Annotated in this window: 15 protein-coding genes; 11 read left to right on the top strand and 4 right to left on the bottom strand. The window is 66.3% G+C overall.

The features are described 5' to 3' along the window. The 3 genes from ACE3SN_RS05585 to ACE3SN_RS05575 all read left to right on the top strand — a co-directional run. A partial coding sequence (locus ACE3SN_RS05585; RefSeq protein ID WP_374528284.1) for a helix-turn-helix domain-containing protein occupies positions 1–338 on the top strand: 338 nt, incomplete at its 5' end. Positions 339–453: 115 nt separating this feature from the next. Next, positions 454–3,354 (top strand): DUF2339 domain-containing protein, encoded by a 2,901-nt coding sequence (locus ACE3SN_RS05580; protein ID WP_374528282.1) that lies wholly within the window; start codon positions 454–456, stop codon positions 3,352–3,354. Beyond that, a complete protein-coding gene (locus ACE3SN_RS05575) occupies positions 3,351–4,721 on the top strand; it encodes a DUF3999 family protein (protein WP_374528280.1) in 1,371 nt (456 codons plus the stop codon). Before ACE3SN_RS05580 ends, ACE3SN_RS05575 begins: the two co-directional genes overlap by 4 nt. Here ACE3SN_RS05575 and folP read toward each other — a convergent pair. The 3 genes from folP to ACE3SN_RS05560 all read right to left on the bottom strand — a co-directional run bounded on the left by folP (position 4,706) and on the right by ACE3SN_RS05560 (position 7,812). After that, positions 4,706–5,806 (bottom strand): dihydropteroate synthase, encoded by a 1,101-nt coding sequence (gene folP, locus ACE3SN_RS05570; protein WP_374528278.1) that lies wholly within the window; start codon positions 5,804–5,806, stop codon positions 4,706–4,708. The genes ACE3SN_RS05575 and folP overlap by 16 nt on opposite strands. A gap of 17 nt (positions 5,807–5,823) precedes the next feature. Beyond that, the gene (locus ACE3SN_RS05565; RefSeq protein WP_374528276.1) at positions 5,824–6,957 is read right to left on the bottom strand and encodes a site-specific DNA-methyltransferase; all 1,134 of its coding nucleotides are present in this window, start codon (positions 6,955–6,957) and stop codon (positions 5,824–5,826) included. A gap of 216 nt (positions 6,958–7,173) precedes the next feature. Continuing rightward, entirely contained in the window at positions 7,174–7,812 is a 639-nt protein-coding gene (locus tag ACE3SN_RS05560; protein ID WP_374528274.1) for a ribonuclease HII, read from the bottom strand. Between ACE3SN_RS05560 and ACE3SN_RS05555 the strand changes: the two genes are divergently transcribed. The 7 genes from ACE3SN_RS05555 (at position 7,811) to ACE3SN_RS05525 (ending at position 13,111) form a co-directional block, all read left to right on the top strand. Then, positions 7,811–8,953, top strand: coding sequence for a PQQ-dependent sugar dehydrogenase (locus ACE3SN_RS05555; protein ID WP_374528272.1), 1,143 nt, complete (start codon positions 7,811–7,813; stop codon positions 8,951–8,953). The genes ACE3SN_RS05560 and ACE3SN_RS05555 overlap by 2 nt on opposite strands. 43 nt (positions 8,954–8,996) lie before the next feature. Then, positions 8,997–9,515 carry a GNAT family N-acetyltransferase gene (locus ACE3SN_RS05550; RefSeq protein ID WP_374528270.1) on the top strand — a complete coding sequence of 173 codons (519 nt, stop codon included), beginning with the start codon at positions 8,997–8,999 and terminating at the stop codon, positions 9,513–9,515. A gap of 23 nt (positions 9,516–9,538) precedes the next feature. Then, the gene (locus tag ACE3SN_RS05545) at positions 9,539–10,078 is read left to right on the top strand and encodes a DUF1285 domain-containing protein (RefSeq protein WP_374528268.1); all 540 of its coding nucleotides are present in this window, start codon (positions 9,539–9,541) and stop codon (positions 10,076–10,078) included. Beyond that, positions 10,075–10,665, top strand: a complete 591-nt coding sequence (locus ACE3SN_RS05540) for a CoA pyrophosphatase (protein WP_374528266.1) — start codon at positions 10,075–10,077, stop codon at positions 10,663–10,665. The genes ACE3SN_RS05545 and ACE3SN_RS05540 overlap by 4 nt, the downstream gene beginning before the upstream one ends. Then, positions 10,658–11,827 (top strand): CCA tRNA nucleotidyltransferase, encoded by a 1,170-nt coding sequence (locus ACE3SN_RS05535; RefSeq protein ID WP_374528264.1) that lies wholly within the window; start codon positions 10,658–10,660, stop codon positions 11,825–11,827. Before ACE3SN_RS05540 ends, ACE3SN_RS05535 begins: the two co-directional genes overlap by 8 nt. After that, a complete protein-coding gene (locus tag ACE3SN_RS05530) occupies positions 11,824–12,381 on the top strand; it encodes a TIGR02281 family clan AA aspartic protease (protein ID WP_374528262.1) in 558 nt (185 codons plus the stop codon). Before ACE3SN_RS05535 ends, ACE3SN_RS05530 begins: the two co-directional genes overlap by 4 nt. Before the next feature lie 196 nt (positions 12,382–12,577). Beyond that, positions 12,578–13,111, top strand: coding sequence for a hypothetical protein (locus ACE3SN_RS05525; RefSeq protein ID WP_374528260.1), 534 nt, complete (start codon positions 12,578–12,580; stop codon positions 13,109–13,111). Positions 13,112–13,143: 32 nt separating this feature from the next. Here ACE3SN_RS05525 and parC read toward each other — a convergent pair whose 3' ends face one another. Beyond that, positions 13,144–15,429 (bottom strand): DNA topoisomerase IV subunit A, encoded by a 2,286-nt coding sequence (parC, locus tag ACE3SN_RS05520; protein ID WP_374528259.1) that lies wholly within the window; start codon positions 15,427–15,429, stop codon positions 13,144–13,146. Positions 15,430–15,568: 139 nt separating this feature from the next. Here parC and ACE3SN_RS05515 point away from each other — a divergent pair, with 139 nt between their 5' ends. After that, a complete protein-coding gene (locus ACE3SN_RS05515; RefSeq protein ID WP_374528257.1) occupies positions 15,569–16,576 on the top strand; it encodes a DUF4349 domain-containing protein in 1,008 nt (335 codons plus the stop codon). The last annotated feature ends 7 nt before the right edge of the window (positions 16,577–16,583 follow it).

Raw genomic sequence — 16,583 nt, 5'->3', positions numbered from 1 at the left:
ACTGGCCGGGCAACGTGCGCCAGCTCCAGGCAGTGTTGTTCCGCGCCGCCGTGTTCTGCGACGGTGATGCGTTGACTGCGCAGGACTTTCCCCAGCTTTCCGACCTGCTGGGCGATAGCGCCTCGTCCCAGGGCACGGCGCTGCAAGAAAGCGTCGGGGTGACGCTCTACACGCCGGACGGCAACCTGCGCCCGCTGGAAGAGATCGAAGCCGACGTGATCCGCCTCGCTATCGGGCACTACCGCGGCCGCATGACCGAAGTGGCGCGCCGACTCGGCATCGGCCGCTCGACCCTCTATCGCAAGCTGTCGGACCTTGGGATCGGCGAAGCGGATTAAGGTCTGCGCTGCAGGCTCCTGTTAATTAACGGGAGTCTTGCCTATCCGGCGACTTCCTCTTTCCCCGCAACTCTGCCACTCTCCGCTGCATTCGTCGCGGAGGAGGGGAACGCGCATGATCTTGTGGGCCGCGATTGCCGGGATGCTCGTTGCCATGGCGGCGATCGGACCGTTCGGCTTCATCCTTGGCGGCGTGGTCGGTGCCATGATGGGCGTGTGGTTGCGCTCGATCATGGCGGCCGAGGTAGCCAGGGAAGTCTCGCGGCACATTGCGGGTCTGGAATTCACCACGGCCGCCCCGGCCCAAGTCTCCCATCCGGCGGCGGCGCAGCCGTACACTCCGCAAGAGGATTGGCTTCCACCGGCTGAAGAAGAAGCCCCGCCCCCCGTTGCGGAACCTTCGCTTCCAGCGGCACCGGAATCCGCCCCGTCGCCGCAACCTACCGCCTCGGTCCCGGTCACGGCCCCGACTGAAGACCTGGAACCGGCTTGGCGCGAGCCGGCAATCGCCAAGGCCGACAGCTATCATTATACGGCCAATTCCTATGCGGATCAGCGCGCGGATCAAGCCGACCTGTTCGACAAGGCACGAGGCTGGCTGCTGGGCGGCAACACGATCGTTCGGGTCGGGCTGGTCGTGCTGTTCGTCGGCCTCAGTTTCCTCGCGCGGCTGGCGATCAATGCCGGGCTGTTCCCGCTTGAAGCGCGGCTTGCCAGTGTCGGTGCCGCGGGCGCGGCGCTGCTTGCCCTGGGCTTCCGCAAGCGGATCGAGCGCCCCGCCTTCGGCCTGTCGCTGCAAGGGACCGGCGTTGCAGTGCTCTACCTCACCGTATTTGCCTCTTCCCGGCTTTATGAACTGTTGCCGCTGGGCGCCGCATTTGGCTTCATGATCCTGTTCGCCGCGCTCGGCTGCGCGCTTGCGGTGATGCAGAACTCGCTGGCAATGGCGCTCTGCTCGTTCATCGGCGGCTTTGCCGTGCCGATCCTGTTGGGCGGGGAAAGCCCCACCCCGCTACCGCTGTTCACCTATTACACCGTGCTCAACCTCGCGATCCTGGTCATCGCCTGGAAGAAGAGCTGGCGACCGCTCAACCTGCTCGGCTTCTTCGTCACCTTCGGCCTGGCAACGGTCTGGGGCATGACCAGCTATTCCGACCAGCACTACATGGTGACGCAGGTGTTCCTGGTGGTGAGCATCGCGATCTACCTCGCGACTGCGCTGCTCTATGCCCACAACACTCCGGGCTCGCTGGGCAATGCGGTGGATTCCACCCTGCTGTTCGGCCCTGCATTGGCCGGGTTCGGGCTGCAAGTGGGCCTTGTCGACGATCTGGAATTCGGCAGCGCGTTTTCCGCGCTGGCCTTTGGCGCTGCCTACCTCGGAATTGCGACCTTCACCTTGCGCAAGCGCCAGGAAGAGATGCGGCTGCTGAGCGAATGCGTGCTGGCGATCGGGGTTGGCTTCGTCACCCTGGCCGTCCCGCTGGCGCTCGACGCCAAGTGGACTTCGGCTGCCTGGGCGCTCGAAGGCGCGGGCGCGTTCTGGGTCGGGGCGCGTCAGGCCCGCTGGATGCCGCGCGCCTTCGGCCTGTTGCTGCAACTGGTGGCGGCCTTCATACTGACGGCGACGCTCGAACTCAACGTCTCGGCCATACCGATTGCCAACAACGGCTTTGTCGGGCCGCTGCTGATCGCGCTGCCGATGCTCTTCTCCGCCTGGCAGTTGCGGCGCGAGTTGCCGCATTCGGGATCGACCATGGCGCAAGGCTATGCCGGTAACGAACGGATGCTCGAAAAGCTGTGGTTCCTTATCGGCTTTGCCTTCGCGGCCATCGCGCTGGTGCAGGAAGTGACCCGCAGCCTGCCCGCAACCACCAGCGAGAGCTATCCGCAGCCCGTCCTGACCGAATACGGCCAGGCGTTCGGCGTGATGCTGGCCCTGCTTGGCCTGATGACGCTGTCGGACTGGCTTGGGCGGCGGGCAAACTGGACCGTCGCCAGCATGCCTGCGCGGCTTAGCCTGTTCGTGTTGTGGGCGGGCTTCCTCGCCTCGCTCGTGCTCGAACGGCATGTGCTCTACCTGCCCGATGTGGCGGTCTGGGTGGTGGCGATCGTGATCCACGGGCTGCTCGTCCGCCGCCGCGACCGCGACAAGGGCGACGAGCAAGGAGGCTTCGCCGGCTTCATCCACATGGGCGGTGCCTGGCTGCTCACGGCCATGCTGGCCGACAGTCTCGACCTTGGCATCGACCAGGCACAACTGTGGGATACGTCATGGGCCGGGGTGATCCCCCTGGTCGGCTGCACCGCCGTGCTGGCCCTGCTGACCCGCTGGGCCGGGCGCGCCGCGCCGCTGCCCGACACCAAGGCGCTCGGCTGGCCGCTCCACCCTCATGCGCGGGCCTATTGGTGGGGCGCGGCGGTACCGCTGGTTGTGCTTGCCTATGGCGGCGCGCTGGCTGCGGCGATCGTGGCCGAAGGACTTACCGACCCGCTGCCCTATGTGCCGCTGATCAATCCGGTCGACCTGTCGGTTGCGCTGGCGCTGGCCAGCCTGATCGCGTGGCGGCGCATGGTGCTTGGCGCAAAGCGCCTGCCGATCGGCGCCGAAGTGCTGCCGGGCAAGGCTCCGCTGGTGCTCGGCGCGGCGCTTGGCTTCGTCTGGATCAACATGATCTGGCTGCGCAGCGCCCACCACTACCTCGATATCGCATGGGATAGCGCGAGCCTGCTTGCCAGCCCAGCGGTGCAAACCGGCCTGTCGATCCTCTGGACGCTGATGGCCATGGCGCTGATGCTCTTTGCCAAGCGCCGCGCGCTGCGCCTGCCCTGGCTGACCGGCGCAATCCTGCTCGGCGTGGTAGTCGTCAAACTGTTGCTGGTCGATATGTCCACCGCGCAAAGCTGGGCGCGGATCGTGGCCTTTATCGGCGTTGGCGTGCTGATGCTGGCAATCGGCTATTTCGTGCCCTTGCCGCCCCATCCGGACAGCCCTGACGAGGATGACAAGCGATGATCCTGCGCTCCTGCCGCCTTGCCGCAATCGCCGCGCTGGCCCTGCTGAGCAGCTGCAACGAGGCTGCCAAGGCTCCCGCACCGACCAGCCCCGATGCTTTCAAGGTGCGGCTGGCCGTGGAGCCGGCGCCGGGCGGCAGCGTGCAGCGCGTGCTGCTGCCGGCGCAGGCGCTGATCGCGATCCAGCGCACTGACCTTGGCGACGTGCGGATCTTCGACGGGCGCGGCAAGCCGCTCACGCTGGCGCTCGATGGCCTCGGCACGCTTGGCGGCGAGACGCAGCACAGCCTCGACTTGCCCGCTATTCCAGTGATGGGCAACGCCGAGACCGCGTCAAGCGGCGTGTCGATCTCGGTCGACAACCAGTCGGTCGGCCATGTCGTGATCAGCGGCGCAGACGCGGGCGAACCGGCTGGCGAGGAAGTGGTCGCCGCCCTGTTCGACACCCGCAAGACCACCGAACCCGCGGTTGCCCTGACCCTCGATGCCGACCTGCCGTTGCAGCGCCCGGTCAACGTGACGGTGGAAGCCAGCACAGACCTCGCCAGCTGGCAGCCGCTGGGCGAAAAGGTGATGCTGCGCACCGCGCCGACCGGCGGGGCGGGTGGCGATCTGCTTGGCTCGGCGCGGATCCAGCTTGGCGGCGCGGATCTGCGCCAGCGTTACCTGCGCGTCACCTGGGGCGGCGCGGCCGGAGTGAATATCAAGGGCGCGACCCTGACCACGGCGCAGACGGCCCCATTGCCGCGCGTGACGGTGCAAAGCAGCGGCGTAAAGCTGGAAGAAGCGCGGCGGATGCGCTTCTCGGTCGGTTTCGCCACCCCGCTTGCAGCCCTGCGGCTGACCGAAAGCGGCCCGGACGGCGTGGTTCCGGTCAAGCTCTATGGTCGCAACGCGCCCGAAGAGCAGTGGTCGCTGATCGCCGCCGGGATCGTGCGGCAAGGTGAAAAAGGCAGCCTGATCGACACCGACGGCGCGACATTCCGCAATTACCGGATCGAAGCGGACCAGCGCAGCGCCGGCTTTGCCGCCGCGCCCAAGCTTGAATTGCTGTTCGATCCGGTCGAACTGGTGGCAGCATTCAATGGCGCTGCACCCTATGTCCTGGCGGTCGGTTCGGCAGCGGCGGCCCCTGCCTATTTCGCGCCCGGCGAAGTGGTCCCCGCAGAGGTCATCAAGGCCGGCCCGCTGCCGATCGCCAAGGTCGATATCTCTGGAACTCCGCCGCTGGCAATCGCCGTTACGCCCCAAGGCGAAGGACCGTTCGATCTGCGCAAGGCCGCGCTCTGGGCGGTCTTGCTGCTCGGCACGGCCATTCTGGCCTTCGCCGCGATCCGTCTGATGCGAAGCAATCAGCCCGGAAGCTGAGTGAAGTCGGTCAGCGCCGCATCGCGCAGACCGCGCCAGACGCGCAAGGCTTGCACGGTTTCGGGCACATCGTGGACGCGTAGCAGCTGGACGCCTGCGTCCATGCCCTTTAGCGCCAGGGTCAGACTGCCACCCAGCCGCTGATGCGCCGGGGCCTCTGCCGATAGCGCACCAACCATGCGCTTGCGGCTGGCGCCCAGCAACAGCGGCTGACCGAGCGAATGGAACAACGCCAGCGCGTTCATCAACGCAAGGTTATCCGCCAGCGACTTGCCAAAGCCGATGCCGGGATCGAGCACGATCTTTTCGCGCGCGATCCCTGCGGCCATTGCGGCATCGCGGCGTTCGCGCAGCCAGTCGAACACATCGAGCACAACGTCACCGTATTGCCCGTCGGCGTGGAGGTCATCGCCTTCGCCCGGCGCATGCATCAGCACCACCGGCGCGCCGCTGGCGGCGGCAAATTCGAGGCTGCGCGGATCGTGGCGCAGCGCGGACACATCGTTGATCACGTGCGCGCCGGCCTTCAGCGCGGCTTCCATCACACCGGGGCGGCGGGTATCGACGCTGATCGCCGCGCCCATCGCGGCGAGCTTTTCGACCGCCGGGACGACCCGCTTGAGTTCATCCCCTTCCCACACCGCGGCAGCGCCGGGACGGGTGCTTTCCCCGCCGACATCGATCAGCGCCGCGCCAGCCTCGACCATCGCGGCGGCATGGGCATGGGCAACCTCGGGATCGTCCATGAACTGCCCGCCATCCGAAAAACTGTCGGGCGTGACGTTGAGGATGCCCATGACCTGCGGCTGGTCGAGCCGGATCGTGCGCTCCCCGCATTGCAGCGGCGCATGGACGCGGCGCAGGTCATCCCACTGGGAGCGCACGTCACCCGGCAGGCTCGGCAGCGCGGCTTCGAGTTCGCGTACGCCATACCGTTCGCGCGACACCACCTTGCCGCCATCGCGGACGATCACGGCAAAGCGGCTGGCATAGACCATCCCGCCAGCCAGGCGCACGGCAGCGCCTTCCTCGGCTTGCGGAGAATCGACGAAGGCGATGGGGCGCAGGTAGCAGGTCTGAGGCATTCGCCTGCCTTAGCCGATCAATCCTCGGTTGCCAGCAGGTAGATCTGGCGGATCGCGTCGATCGGCTTCAGTTCACCTTCGTGCTCGATGTGCCAGAACGACCAGCCGTTGCACGACGGCGCGCCTTGCAGCTTGGCGCCGAGGCCGTGGATCGAGCCGCTGTCGCTGCCTGAAACCAGCGAACCATCGGCGCGGACCGTGGCTTGCATCCGGCGTTTCTTGTCGGTCAGGACGGTACCCGGCGCAATGTAGCCGGTTTCGACCAGCGCGCCGAAGGCCACCTTGGGTGCGGCCTTGGGGCTTTGCATCGTCGTGACGGCGGATTCGTCCAGCGGCAGGGCCATTTCGATGCGTTCGAGCGCGGCCTCGCGATAGGCGCTTTCACGCTCGCAGCCGATCCATTCGCGGCTCAGGCGCTTGGCCACCGCGCCGGTCGTGCCGGTGCCGAAGAAGGGATCGAGCACCACGTCGCCCTTGTTCGTCGTGGCCAGCATCACGCGGTAGAGCAGCGCCTCCGGCTTCTGGGTCGGGTGGACCTTGTGACCACCCTTCTTGAGCCGTTCAGTGCCCGAACAGATCGGCAGCACCCAGTCCGAGCGCATCTGCAGTTCGTCGTTGAGCGTCTTCATCGCGCGGTAGTTGAAAGTGTACTTCGCCTTCTCGCCCATCGAGCACCAGATCAGCGTTTCGTGGGCATTGGTAAAGCGGGTGCCCTTGAAGTTGGGCATCGGGTTCGACTTGCGCCAGACCACGTCGTTGAGGATCCAGAAGCCCATGTCCTGCAGCATCGCGCCAAGGCGGAAGATGTTGTGGTAGGAACCGATCACCCACAGCGAGCCATTTGGCTTGAGCACGCGGCGCGCCTCGGTCAGCCAGGCGCGGGAAAAGGCGTCATAGGCGGCAAAACTGTCAAACTGGTCCCAGTGGTCGGTCACCGCATCGACATGGCTGCCATCGGGCCGCGCCAGATCGCCGCCCAGCTGGAGGTTGTAGGGCGGATCGGCAAAAATCATGTCGACCGAGGCGGACGGGAGCGAACGCATCGCTTCCACGCAGTCGCCATCAAGGATCCGGCCGAGCGGCAGATCGACGCGCGCGACTTCCTTTGCGGCGCGCAGCCGCGCCTTCTCACCAACCAGCATTTGACCCATAAAATCCGCGTCGAACCCCCAAAAGTTATCCACAGGGTGAGTCATTTGGAGTCCCGCGTCAAGTCGCGACTCCGCAGGAATCCTAGGGATTCACGGTTAAGACGGGGTTAGTGGCAGCGGAACAGAACGAGTCCCACACACCATCTAGAGTCCCGCAGCGCCACGGGGACTCGATATCTGGTGGGTGTGGCGCAAGAGACTCTCGGGCCGAATTTTTTAGTCGAACAGCTTGAGCTGGGCGATCGGGGCGAAGCTTTGGCGGTGAATCGGCGTCGGGCCGTGGCGACGCAGCGCCTCCACGTGCTCGGCCGTGCCATAGCCCGCGTTGCGCTCCCAGCCGTATTGCGGAAAGCGCGCGGCATGGGCGCGCATCACCCGGTCGCGGTGTTCCTTGGCAAGGATCGAGGCGGCCGAAATGCAGGGCTCAAGGCCGTCCCCGCCAACGATCGCGCGGGCCTGCCAGCGCCATTCGGGCACGCGGCCCTGCGGGGTCTTGTTGCCGTCGATCAGCACCTCATCCGGCTCAGCCCCAAGCGCCGCCACGAGTTCAGCCACTGCGCGGGTCATCGCCAGCATGGTCGCGGCGAAGATATTGATCCGGTCGATCTCATCGGCCTCGACCACGCCCAGCGCCCAGCCGCACGACTGCTGGATCAGGGGTTCCAGAACCGCGCGGCGCTTGGCCGAGAGCTTCTTGGAATCGTCAAGCCCGGCAGGCGCATCGACGCCCAGCACACAGGCCGCGGCCACTACCGGTCCCGCCAGCGGCCCGCGGCCGGCTTCGTCGACACCGATTACCAATGCGCCGGCCGGGTGCTTGGCAAATGCGGCAGGAATGACAATCTTGTCATGCATGACCCGAAAACTCCTGACCGTCCTATCTCCTCTCGCCATGCTCGCGGCAAGCTGCGGCCAATCCCACGCTGGGGATAGCCCGCCCGCCTCGGCCGGCCAAACCACCGCGCCCTTTGCCGCGACCGAGTTCGCAACCTTTGACGAACCCTGGGCAATGACCTTCCTGCCCGGCGGCAAGTCGGCCCTGGTAACCGAGAAGTCGGGCAAGCTGATCCTGTGGGACGGCGCGGGCAAACGTCCCGTCGCTGGCGTCCCGGTGGTGGACTATGGCGGCCAGGGCGGGCTTGGGGATGTTGTCATCGCCCCTGACTTTGCAACCAGCGGGATCATCTATCTGAGCTGGGTCGAGGCCGGCGAGGCCGACACGCGCGGCGCGGCGGTGGGCCGGGCAAGGCTGGTGCTGGATGGTCAGCCGCGCCTCGAAGGACTATCCGTGATCTGGCGCCAAAGCCCGAAAGTGACCGGACGCGGCCATTTTTCGCACCGCTTGGCCTTTTCGCCGGACGGCCAATACCTGTTCATCGCCTCGGGCGAGCGGCAGAAGTTCACGCCCGCGCAGGACTTGTCGGGCAATCTTGGCAAGGTGCTACGCCTACTGCCTGATGGTTCCCCCGCCCCCGGCAATCCCTTTGCCGACAAGGGCGGCGTAAGCGCGCAGATCTGGTCCTATGGCCACCGCAATATCCTGGGCCTCGCTTTCGATCCCGCAGGGCGGTTGTGGGATCTGGAGCACGGTCCGGCCGGCGGTGACGAGCTGAACCTGGTGAAGCCGGGACAAAACTATGGCTGGCCGCTGGTTTCGGGCGGCGATCATTACGATGGCAAGCCGATCCCCCGGCACGAAACCCGGCCCGACCTTGCCGCTCCGGCGCTGAACTGGACCCCGGTGATCGCGCCGGGCGACATGATCTTCTACACCGGCAACCTGTTTCCCGAATGGCGCGGTCAGGCGCTGATCGCGGGGCTTGGCAGCAAGGCGATCGTGCGCGTGGGCATCGAAGGCGAAGGCGCGAAGGAGCTTTCCCGCTATCCGATGGACAAACGCATCCGCGAGATCGAGCAGGCGCCAGACGGCGCGATCTGGGTGCTGGAAGACGGCAAGAGCGCGCGTTTGCTGCGCCTCACTCCTGCCACGCGGTAAATTCCATCGACAAGCGGGGTCTGCGGCCCTATCGGCGCGCGCCATGACTGCCGCCCCTGCCCTCATCCCGCTCGACCAGATCGACCCCCAGTGGATCGAGGACCTGCTCGACCGCGCGTTCGAACCGGGGCGCCAGCAGCGCACCGCCTACAAGGTGCGCGAGGGGATGGACTGGCTGCCCGGCCTGTCCTTCGCCGCGCTCGACGCGGACGAGCACCTGGTCGGCACGATCCAGTGCTGGCCAGTCGCGCTGACCGATCCGGAAGGCAAGGCGCACCCGATGATCATGGTCGGCCCCGTCGCCGTGCTGCCCGAGGCGCAGGGCCTGGGTTACGGGCAGGCGCTGATGACCGCGAGCCTTGCCGCGCTCAGCCCCAATGCGCCGCTGCCGCAGGTGATGATCGGCGATCCGGAATACTATGGCCGGTTCTGGGGCTTCACCAATGCCTATACCTCGGGCTGGAGCCTGCCCGGCCCGTTCGAGCAGCGCCGCCTGCTGGTGCGCTGCAACGAACCCAGCGTGCTCCCCCGCGAAGGTATGCTTGGCCCTTGGCGCGGCTAGGCTGATCTGGCAGGGCAGTTTCAATGCCCTACGAGCCGCCGCCCGAACTTGCCACGCTGTCGCTGCCGGAAATCGCCGCGCTGGCCGACGCGCGCAAGCTGCCGCCGGTCGACCAGTGGGACCCGCAGGTCTCGGGCGACAGCCTGATGGTGATCAAGGCCGATGGCCGCTGGTTCCACGACGGCGGTGAAATCCGCCGTCCCGCCATGGTGCGCGCCTTTGCCGGTCTGCTGCGCCGCGATGCTTCCGGCCAGCACTGGCTGGTGACGCCTTACGAAAAGCAGACGATCGAAGTCGAGGATGCGGCCTTCATTGCCACCGATGTCGCGCGGCAGGGCGATGCGCTGGCGTTCCGGCTGAATACCGACGACATTGTGCTGGCGGGGCCTGACAATCCGCTGATCGCCCGCGGCGATGCCGACACACCCGCGCTCTACCTCGCCGTGCGCCACGGCACCGAGGCGCGGATAAACCGCAGCACCTGGCTGCAACTGGTCGAGCTTGCTGACGAAGCCCTGTGTCTGACCAGCCTTGGCGCGCGCTTTTCGCTGGTGCCGGCATGAGCCTGGTCCAGCGGCTCCAGCGGCTCCACGCCGAGGGTCATGCCCGCGATGTCGAAGGCCTGCGCGACGATGCCCACTTCGCGCCCGATACCCTCCGGCCCGCCGCCGTGCTGGCCGCGATCACCGAGCGGCATGACCGGCCCGGGTTCCTGCTGATCCATCGCCCCTCGAACATGCGTTCGCACCCCGGGCAGGTCGCTTTTCCCGGTGGCAAGATCGACCCCGGCGAAACACCTGTCGAGGCCGCGCTGCGCGAAGCTTACGAGGAAATGGGCATCCACGAGCGCAACGTGACCGTGATCGGTACCAGCGACACCTACCGCACCGGAAGCGGCTATGCGATCACCCCGGTGCTGGCCGTGGTACCGCCCGATATCGAGATCAACCCCAGCCCGACCGAAGTTGCCGCCTGGTTCGAGGCGCCGGTCGATTTCGTGTTCGATCCGGCCAATCACACCCAGAATTCGGCAACTTACCTTGGGCAGGAAAGGCGTTACATCGAAATCATGTGGCAGCAGCACCGGATCTGGGGCGTGACGGCGGCAATCATCAACAACCTGTCCAAGCGGATCGCCTGGCATGACTGAGCGTATCGCCGCCGACTGGATGCAGCGCGAAGATCTGGCCGCGTTGTTTGCTGCGCTGGGGCCGGGCAATGCCCGCTATGTCGGCGGCGCGGTGCGCGATACGCTGCTCGGCATCGCGGTCAAGGACATCGACGTGGCGACCGTGTTGCTGCCGCACGAAACGATCGCGCGGCTCGACGCCGCGGGGATCCGCAACGTTCCCACCGGGCTCGACCACGGCACGGTCACGGCCGTCCTGCCCGGCGGATCGGTGGAAATCACCACCTTGCGCCGCGACGTATCGACCGATGGCCGCCGCGCCACCGTGGCCTTTTCGACCGACTGGCAGGATGACGCCGCGCGGCGCGACTTCACGATCAACGCGCTTTATGCCGATCCGGATAGCGGCGCGGTGTTCGATTACTTTGGCGGTCTGGCCGATCTGGCCGCACGGCGCCTGCGCTTTATCGGCGATGCCCGCCAGCGCATCCGCGAGGATCACCTGCGGATCCTGCGCTATTTCCGCTTCCAGGCGCGGTTCGGCAGCCAGCCCGCGGACGCGGAAGCGGAACGCGCCTGTGCCGAGCTCGCCGCAACGCTCAAAGGTCTGTCGCGCGAGCGGGTCGGCATGGAAATGATGAACCTGCTCGGCCTGCCCGATCCCGCCCCCACCGTGGCCCGCATGGCCGAACTGGGCGTGCTGGCGGTGGTCCTGCCCGAAGCCGATCCCGCCGCCCTCGCCGCACTCGTGGCTGAGGAAGCCCGCCAGAACGTCGCTCCCGATGCCCTGCGCCGCCTGGCCGCGCTGCTTCCGGCCGACCCGGCCCTGGCCGAACAGGTCGCCAGCCGGTTCCGGCTCTCCGGCGCGCAGAAGAAGCGGTTGGCATTAGCGGCGGGCCGCAGCGGTGAAGCGGCAGATGCCCGCGCGCTTGCCTACCGGCTCGGCATCGAAGGCGCGCTTGACCGATTGTTGCTGACCGGCGCCAGCATTGCCCCGCTCGATGGCTGGGCACCACCGCCATTCCCGCTCAAGGGCGGCGACATCGTCGCGCGCGGGGTCGGCGCGGGACCCGAAGTGGCGCGGGTGTTGCGCACGGTCGAGGCGCGCTGGGTGACCGAAGGCTTTCCCGACACCGCGCGGGTGGACGAACTGCTCGACAGCGTGCTGGCGGAGCGCGGATGAGCGCGGAACAAGACCTTGGCAGCTATCTTGCCAGCCAGCCGCTGATCCTGCTCGCCATTGCGGGCCTGGTGCTGGCCACGATCGGCTGGCGGATGGAAACACGCGGTCGTCCGCTCGGCGATCACCTGCGCGGCGCAGGCTATCTCGCGATGGGGCTGGCCGTGCTGTTGATCGTGGTCGATGCCGCGCGTCAGGCCCGCTATGCCGAGGGCGATTTCGACCTTGTCGGCGGACGGCAGGCGCGCGTGGTGGGCAGCGAAACCGTAATCCCGATGGGCCCCGACGGCCATTTCACGGCATTGGCCACGATCAACGGGCTGGAAGTGCCCGTGCTGATCGACACGGGTGCGACCTATACGACCGTCGAGGAAGCGACCGCCCGGCGGCTCGGCCTGGCCGCGGACCCAACTCGGCCGCCGAATGAAATGTCAACGGCCAACGGCATCATCACCGCCCGCTTCACGACCGCGCACGATCTGCGCCTTGGCGGAATCGTCGCGCATGATCTGGTGGTTGCGGTGACGCCGGACACCGATGCGCCGCTCTGGCCGTGATCGGCATGAACCTGCTCTCCACCCTCGCCAGCTGGCGGGTCGAGGGCGACAAGCTCTACCTCAAGGCCGCTGACTGACCAAGGCTGGCTCTACCCATCGACGCTAAGGCTCGGTCCGTCCCGCCCGGCGTTGTGCTCACCGTTCCACGCAGGCAAGACGGGCTGTTAACTTTAGTCAATGGTAGAGGACGAACTACATGAAGCTTGCGAAGTTTGCTGCAATTGCCGGACTGGCCCTGACCGGAATCGCCGTTCCCGTCGCTGCGCAGAGCGTTGCGGAAGCCGGTGTAACCGTGGGCGCAATGGTTTATGGCCCGCAGGGCAACGAAGTGGGTAAAGTCGAAAAGATCGATGGCGAAGTGGTCGTCGTCAACACTGGCGCGCATTCGGCCGCGCTGAGCGGTGCCTCGTTCGTAAAGGGTCCGAAGGGCCCGGTGATCGGCTATACCAAGGCCCAGCTTGACGATGCGATCGAAGGCGCGAACCAGCAGGCCAAGGCCAAACTCGATGCGGCGCTGGTCGCGGGCAGCGCGCTGCGCACCAGCGACGGCGTCGCGGTCGGCACAATCAAGGCGCTCAACGAAGACGGCTCGGTCGTGATCGAAGGCACCAACCAAACCTTTTCGCTCGGCCGCGAACTGTTCGGCACCGATGACAAGGGCCTGATCCTGCTGATCACGTCCCAGCAGCTTACCGAAGCGCTCAGCAAGAGCGCCCCCGCTGCGAAGTAAATCGAATACTGACCGGCTGGTTCGCCGGCCGGTCAGAACTTGTTGTCGCGCGGGAAGCCGTTGGGCGGCATCCGTCCGGCCGCGCCGCGCGCCACCTTCCACAGCCGCACGTCGCTTTCGGTGCGGGTCCGGCCGGTTTCGCCGCCCATCTTCCAGCTAAGGCCGTCCTCAAGCTTAAGCGTCGTGGCATCGGCCAGCCCGCCATCGCGGAACCGCTGGAGCGTTACGCCCTGCCCCTTGGCCAGCACTGGCAGTTCTTCAAGACTGAAGATCACCAGCTTGCGGTTGTCACCCACCACGGCCACGTGATCGTGCTCGGCCGGGATTTCGCGCACGACCGAGAGCTTCACACCGGGCTTGGTGGTCATCACGCCGCGGCCCTTGCGGGTTTCGGCGAGCAGTTCGTCGGCCTCGGCGGCAAAGCCCCGGCCCTGGTTGCTGGCGAGCAGCAACTGCGCCTTGGGCTTGTAGACCAGCAGCGCCACGATCTGCGCTTCGGCATCGATGTCCAGCATGGTGCGCACCGGCTCGCCAAAGCCGCGCGCGCTTGGCAGCTTGTCCGCCCCCAGCGTGTAGAAGCGGCCATTGTCGCAGGCGATCAGCAGCTTGTCGGTGGTCTGCGCGTGGAGCGCAAAGGCCGGGCCATCGCCTTCCTTGAACTTGAATTCCTTGTCCAGCGGCTCATGCCCGCTGGCCCCGCGCACCCAGCCCTTGGCCGAAAGGATCACCGTGACCGGCGCCTTTTCGATCATCGCGTCCATCGAAAATTCCACCGTCGGCGCGGCTTCAGCCACGGTGGTGCGGCGGCGGCCGAGCGCGGTATCCTCGGCATAGTCCTTGCGCAGGTTCGCCAGATCGCGCTTCAACCGCGTGCGCTGGCGGGCCGGACTGTCGAGCAGCTTCTGCAGGTCTTCCTGTTCGGCCAGAAGATCGTCGCGCTCGCGCCGCAGTTCCATCTCTTCCAGCTTGCGCAAGCTGCGCAGCCGCATGTTGAGGATCGCCTCGGCCTGGCGGTCGGTCAGGCCGAACTCGGCCATCATCACCGGCTTGGGTTCGTCCTCGGTGCGGATGATCTCGATGATCCGGTCGAGGTTGAGGTAGGCGATGATATAGCCGTCGAGCAGTTCGAGCCGGCCGGCGATCTTTTCCAGCCGGTGGCGCGCGCGGCGCCGCAGGATGTCGATCTGCGCGATCACCCATTCCTGCAGCAGCAGTTTCAGGCCCATCACCCCCGGCGTGCGCGTGGCGTCGAGCACGTTGAGGTTGAGGCTGAAGCGGGTTTCAAGGTCGGTCAGCTTGAACAGCGATTCCTTGAGCAGTTCGGGATCGACGTTGCGGCTTTTCGGCACGAAGACGATGCGGATCTGCTCGTCGCTTTCGTCGCGGATATCCTCAAGGATCGGCAGCTTCTTGTCGGCGATCAGCTGGGCGACCTGCTCGATCAGCTTGCCCTTGGCGAGCTGGTAGGGAATTTCGGAAATGACCAGTTGCCACTGCCCGCCAGACAGCTTTTCGATCCCGGTTTCCTCCCACGAGCCGTCGGCATTGCGCCCGGTCGAAAACCGCCCGCGCACGCGCATCGCGCCCTTGCCGGTCTCGTAAGCGGCGGAAATCACCGCCGGGCTCTCCACCACCACGCCGCCGGTCGGGAAGTCCGGCCCCTTGAACACTTCCATCAGCTGGCTGTGCTCGGCATGGGGATTGTCGATCAGCAGCAGGGTCGCGTCGATGATCTCGGCGACGTTGTGGCTGGGAATGTTGGTGGCCATGCCCACCGCGATCCCGCTCGAGCCATTGGCAAGCAGGTTGGGGAACAGCCCCGGAAAAATCTCCGGCTCTTCCTCTTCGCCGTTGTAGGTGGGGACGAAATCGACCGTGCCTTCGTCCAGCCCCGCCATCAGCTGGATCGCGGTCTTGGTCAGGCGCGCTTCGGTATAGCGATAGGCGGCGGCGTTATCGCCGTCGATATTGCCGAAGTTGCCCTGCCCCTCGACCAGCGGATAACGCAGCGAGAAATCCTGCGCGAGGCGGACCATCGCGTCATAGACCGAGGCATCGCCGTGCGGGTGATACTTGCCGATGACATCGCCCACCACGCGGGCCGATTTCTTGAAGGCCTGGCTGGGATCGAGTTTCAGCTGCCGCATCGCCCAGAGCAGGCGGCGGTGCACCGGCTTCAACCCATCGCGCAGGTCGGGCAGCGAACGCGCGGTAATCGTGGACAGCGCATAGACGAGGTAGCGCTGCGACAGCGCCGAATCGAACGGCGCATCGACGATCGCGTCAAACGGATCGGGTTCGGTGGTATCAGTGGCCATTGTGCCTGCCCTAGCAGGCCGCAAAACGGCCCGCCAAGCCGCATCGCGCCCTTTTCCAGAGGGAATTCTTGCAGGGCTTCTGATAGCCTGCCCGGCTTGTTATGATGAACCCGCAGCGCGGCTTCCAAGGACACACGGCATGAAACTTTCGATATGGACCGCGCTGGCCGCCGCATTGCTACTTGGTGCATGCGGGCAGAAGGCAGAAGACACGGCCCTGCCCGATGCCGCCGTTGCCGAAAGGACAGCCGAGGAAGGGGCACAGCCGGCGAAGTTCGGCTTCAAGGAGGCGCTGGCCCCGGCGGCACCCGATGGTTCGGACCCGCGCCAGACGACGCCAGCCGAGCCACTCGTGCCCGATGACGTAACTCCGCCAGGCGCCACAGCGCCGCGCATCGCCTATGCCTATACCTATGGCTTTCGGGTTTCGGCGGTGAACCTGCCGGGCCTGCAGCGCAGCCACGCCGAACTGTGCGAACAGATGGGGCCGCAATCCTGCCGGGTGATGGAACTCAGCCAATCAGGCGGGGAAGACGACTACGCATCGGGCAAGCTGGTGCTCGAAGTGACGGCATCCAAGGCGCGCAGTTTTGGTACCCAGCTCGATACCGTGGCCGAAGGGGTTGGGGCCGAACAGATTTCGAGCGAAGTTACCGGCGAGGACCTTTCCCGCCAGATCGTCGATACCGAAGCCAAGCTGCGTGCCCGCACCCTGCTGCGCGACCGGCTGATGGAACTGCTCGCCTCCCGCAAGGGCACCGTCGCAGAGCTGATCGAGGCGGAGCGCGGCGTGGCGGCAGTGAACCAGGAAATCGACGAGGCGAAGAGCTGGCTCAATGAAATGAAGGGCCGCGTCGAATTCAGCCGGGTCGAGATCAGTTATGAAACCGAAGGCGGCGCGGGCCGCGGCTTCCTGATGCCGATCAGCGCCGTGGTCAGCAGCCTGGGGGTGATCCTTGGCGGCGTGATCGCGGCTTTGATCGCGCTCACGGCGGCGGCGCTGCCGATCGGCCTGTTCTGGATTGGGGCGCGCTGGCTATGGCGCAAGGGGCGCGAACTGCAGCAACGGGTGGACCAGGAAGGACCGGAAATCGACGTCGCCAGTCTGTTTACCCCGCCCCCGCCGCGTGGCGATCCGGACACTTGATCAAGCT

The sequence above is a fragment of the Novosphingobium sp. genome, from assembly GCF_041915465.1.
Lineage (GTDB): Bacteria > Pseudomonadota > Alphaproteobacteria > Sphingomonadales > Sphingomonadaceae > Novosphingobium.
This window is presented reverse-complemented; position numbering and strand designations above follow the sequence as displayed.

Excerpts from the sequence above, each read along its gene's own strand:
- ACE3SN_RS05565 (WP_374528276.1), bottom strand. The coding sequence starts at position 6,957 with ATGGGTCAAATGCTGGTTGGTGAGAAGGCGCGGCTGCGCGCCGCAAAG.
- ACE3SN_RS05580 (WP_374528282.1), top strand. The coding sequence starts at position 454 with ATGATCTTGTGGGCCGCGATTGCCGGGATGCTCGTTGCCATGGCGGCG.
- ACE3SN_RS05545 (WP_374528268.1), top strand. The coding sequence starts at position 9,539 with ATGCCCTACGAGCCGCCGCCCGAACTTGCCACGCTGTCGCTGCCGGAA.
- ACE3SN_RS05525 (WP_374528260.1), top strand. The coding sequence starts at position 12,578 with ATGAAGCTTGCGAAGTTTGCTGCAATTGCCGGACTGGCCCTGACCGGA.
- folP (WP_374528278.1), bottom strand. The coding sequence starts at position 5,806 with ATGCCTCAGACCTGCTACCTGCGCCCCATCGCCTTCGTCGATTCTCCG.
- ACE3SN_RS05535 (WP_374528264.1), top strand. The coding sequence starts at position 10,658 with ATGACTGAGCGTATCGCCGCCGACTGGATGCAGCGCGAAGATCTGGCC.
- ACE3SN_RS05555 (WP_374528272.1), top strand. The coding sequence starts at position 7,811 with ATGACCCGAAAACTCCTGACCGTCCTATCTCCTCTCGCCATGCTCGCG.
- ACE3SN_RS05550 (WP_374528270.1), top strand. The coding sequence starts at position 8,997 with ATGACTGCCGCCCCTGCCCTCATCCCGCTCGACCAGATCGACCCCCAG.
- ACE3SN_RS05560 (WP_374528274.1), bottom strand. The coding sequence starts at position 7,812 with ATGCATGACAAGATTGTCATTCCTGCCGCATTTGCCAAGCACCCGGCC.
- ACE3SN_RS05540 (WP_374528266.1), top strand. The coding sequence starts at position 10,075 with ATGAGCCTGGTCCAGCGGCTCCAGCGGCTCCACGCCGAGGGTCATGCC.
- ACE3SN_RS05530 (WP_374528262.1), top strand. The coding sequence starts at position 11,824 with ATGAGCGCGGAACAAGACCTTGGCAGCTATCTTGCCAGCCAGCCGCTG.
- ACE3SN_RS05515 (WP_374528257.1), top strand. The coding sequence starts at position 15,569 with ATGAAACTTTCGATATGGACCGCGCTGGCCGCCGCATTGCTACTTGGT.
- ACE3SN_RS05575 (WP_374528280.1), top strand. The coding sequence starts at position 3,351 with ATGATCCTGCGCTCCTGCCGCCTTGCCGCAATCGCCGCGCTGGCCCTG.
- parC (WP_374528259.1), bottom strand. The coding sequence starts at position 15,429 with ATGGCCACTGATACCACCGAACCCGATCCGTTTGACGCGATCGTCGAT.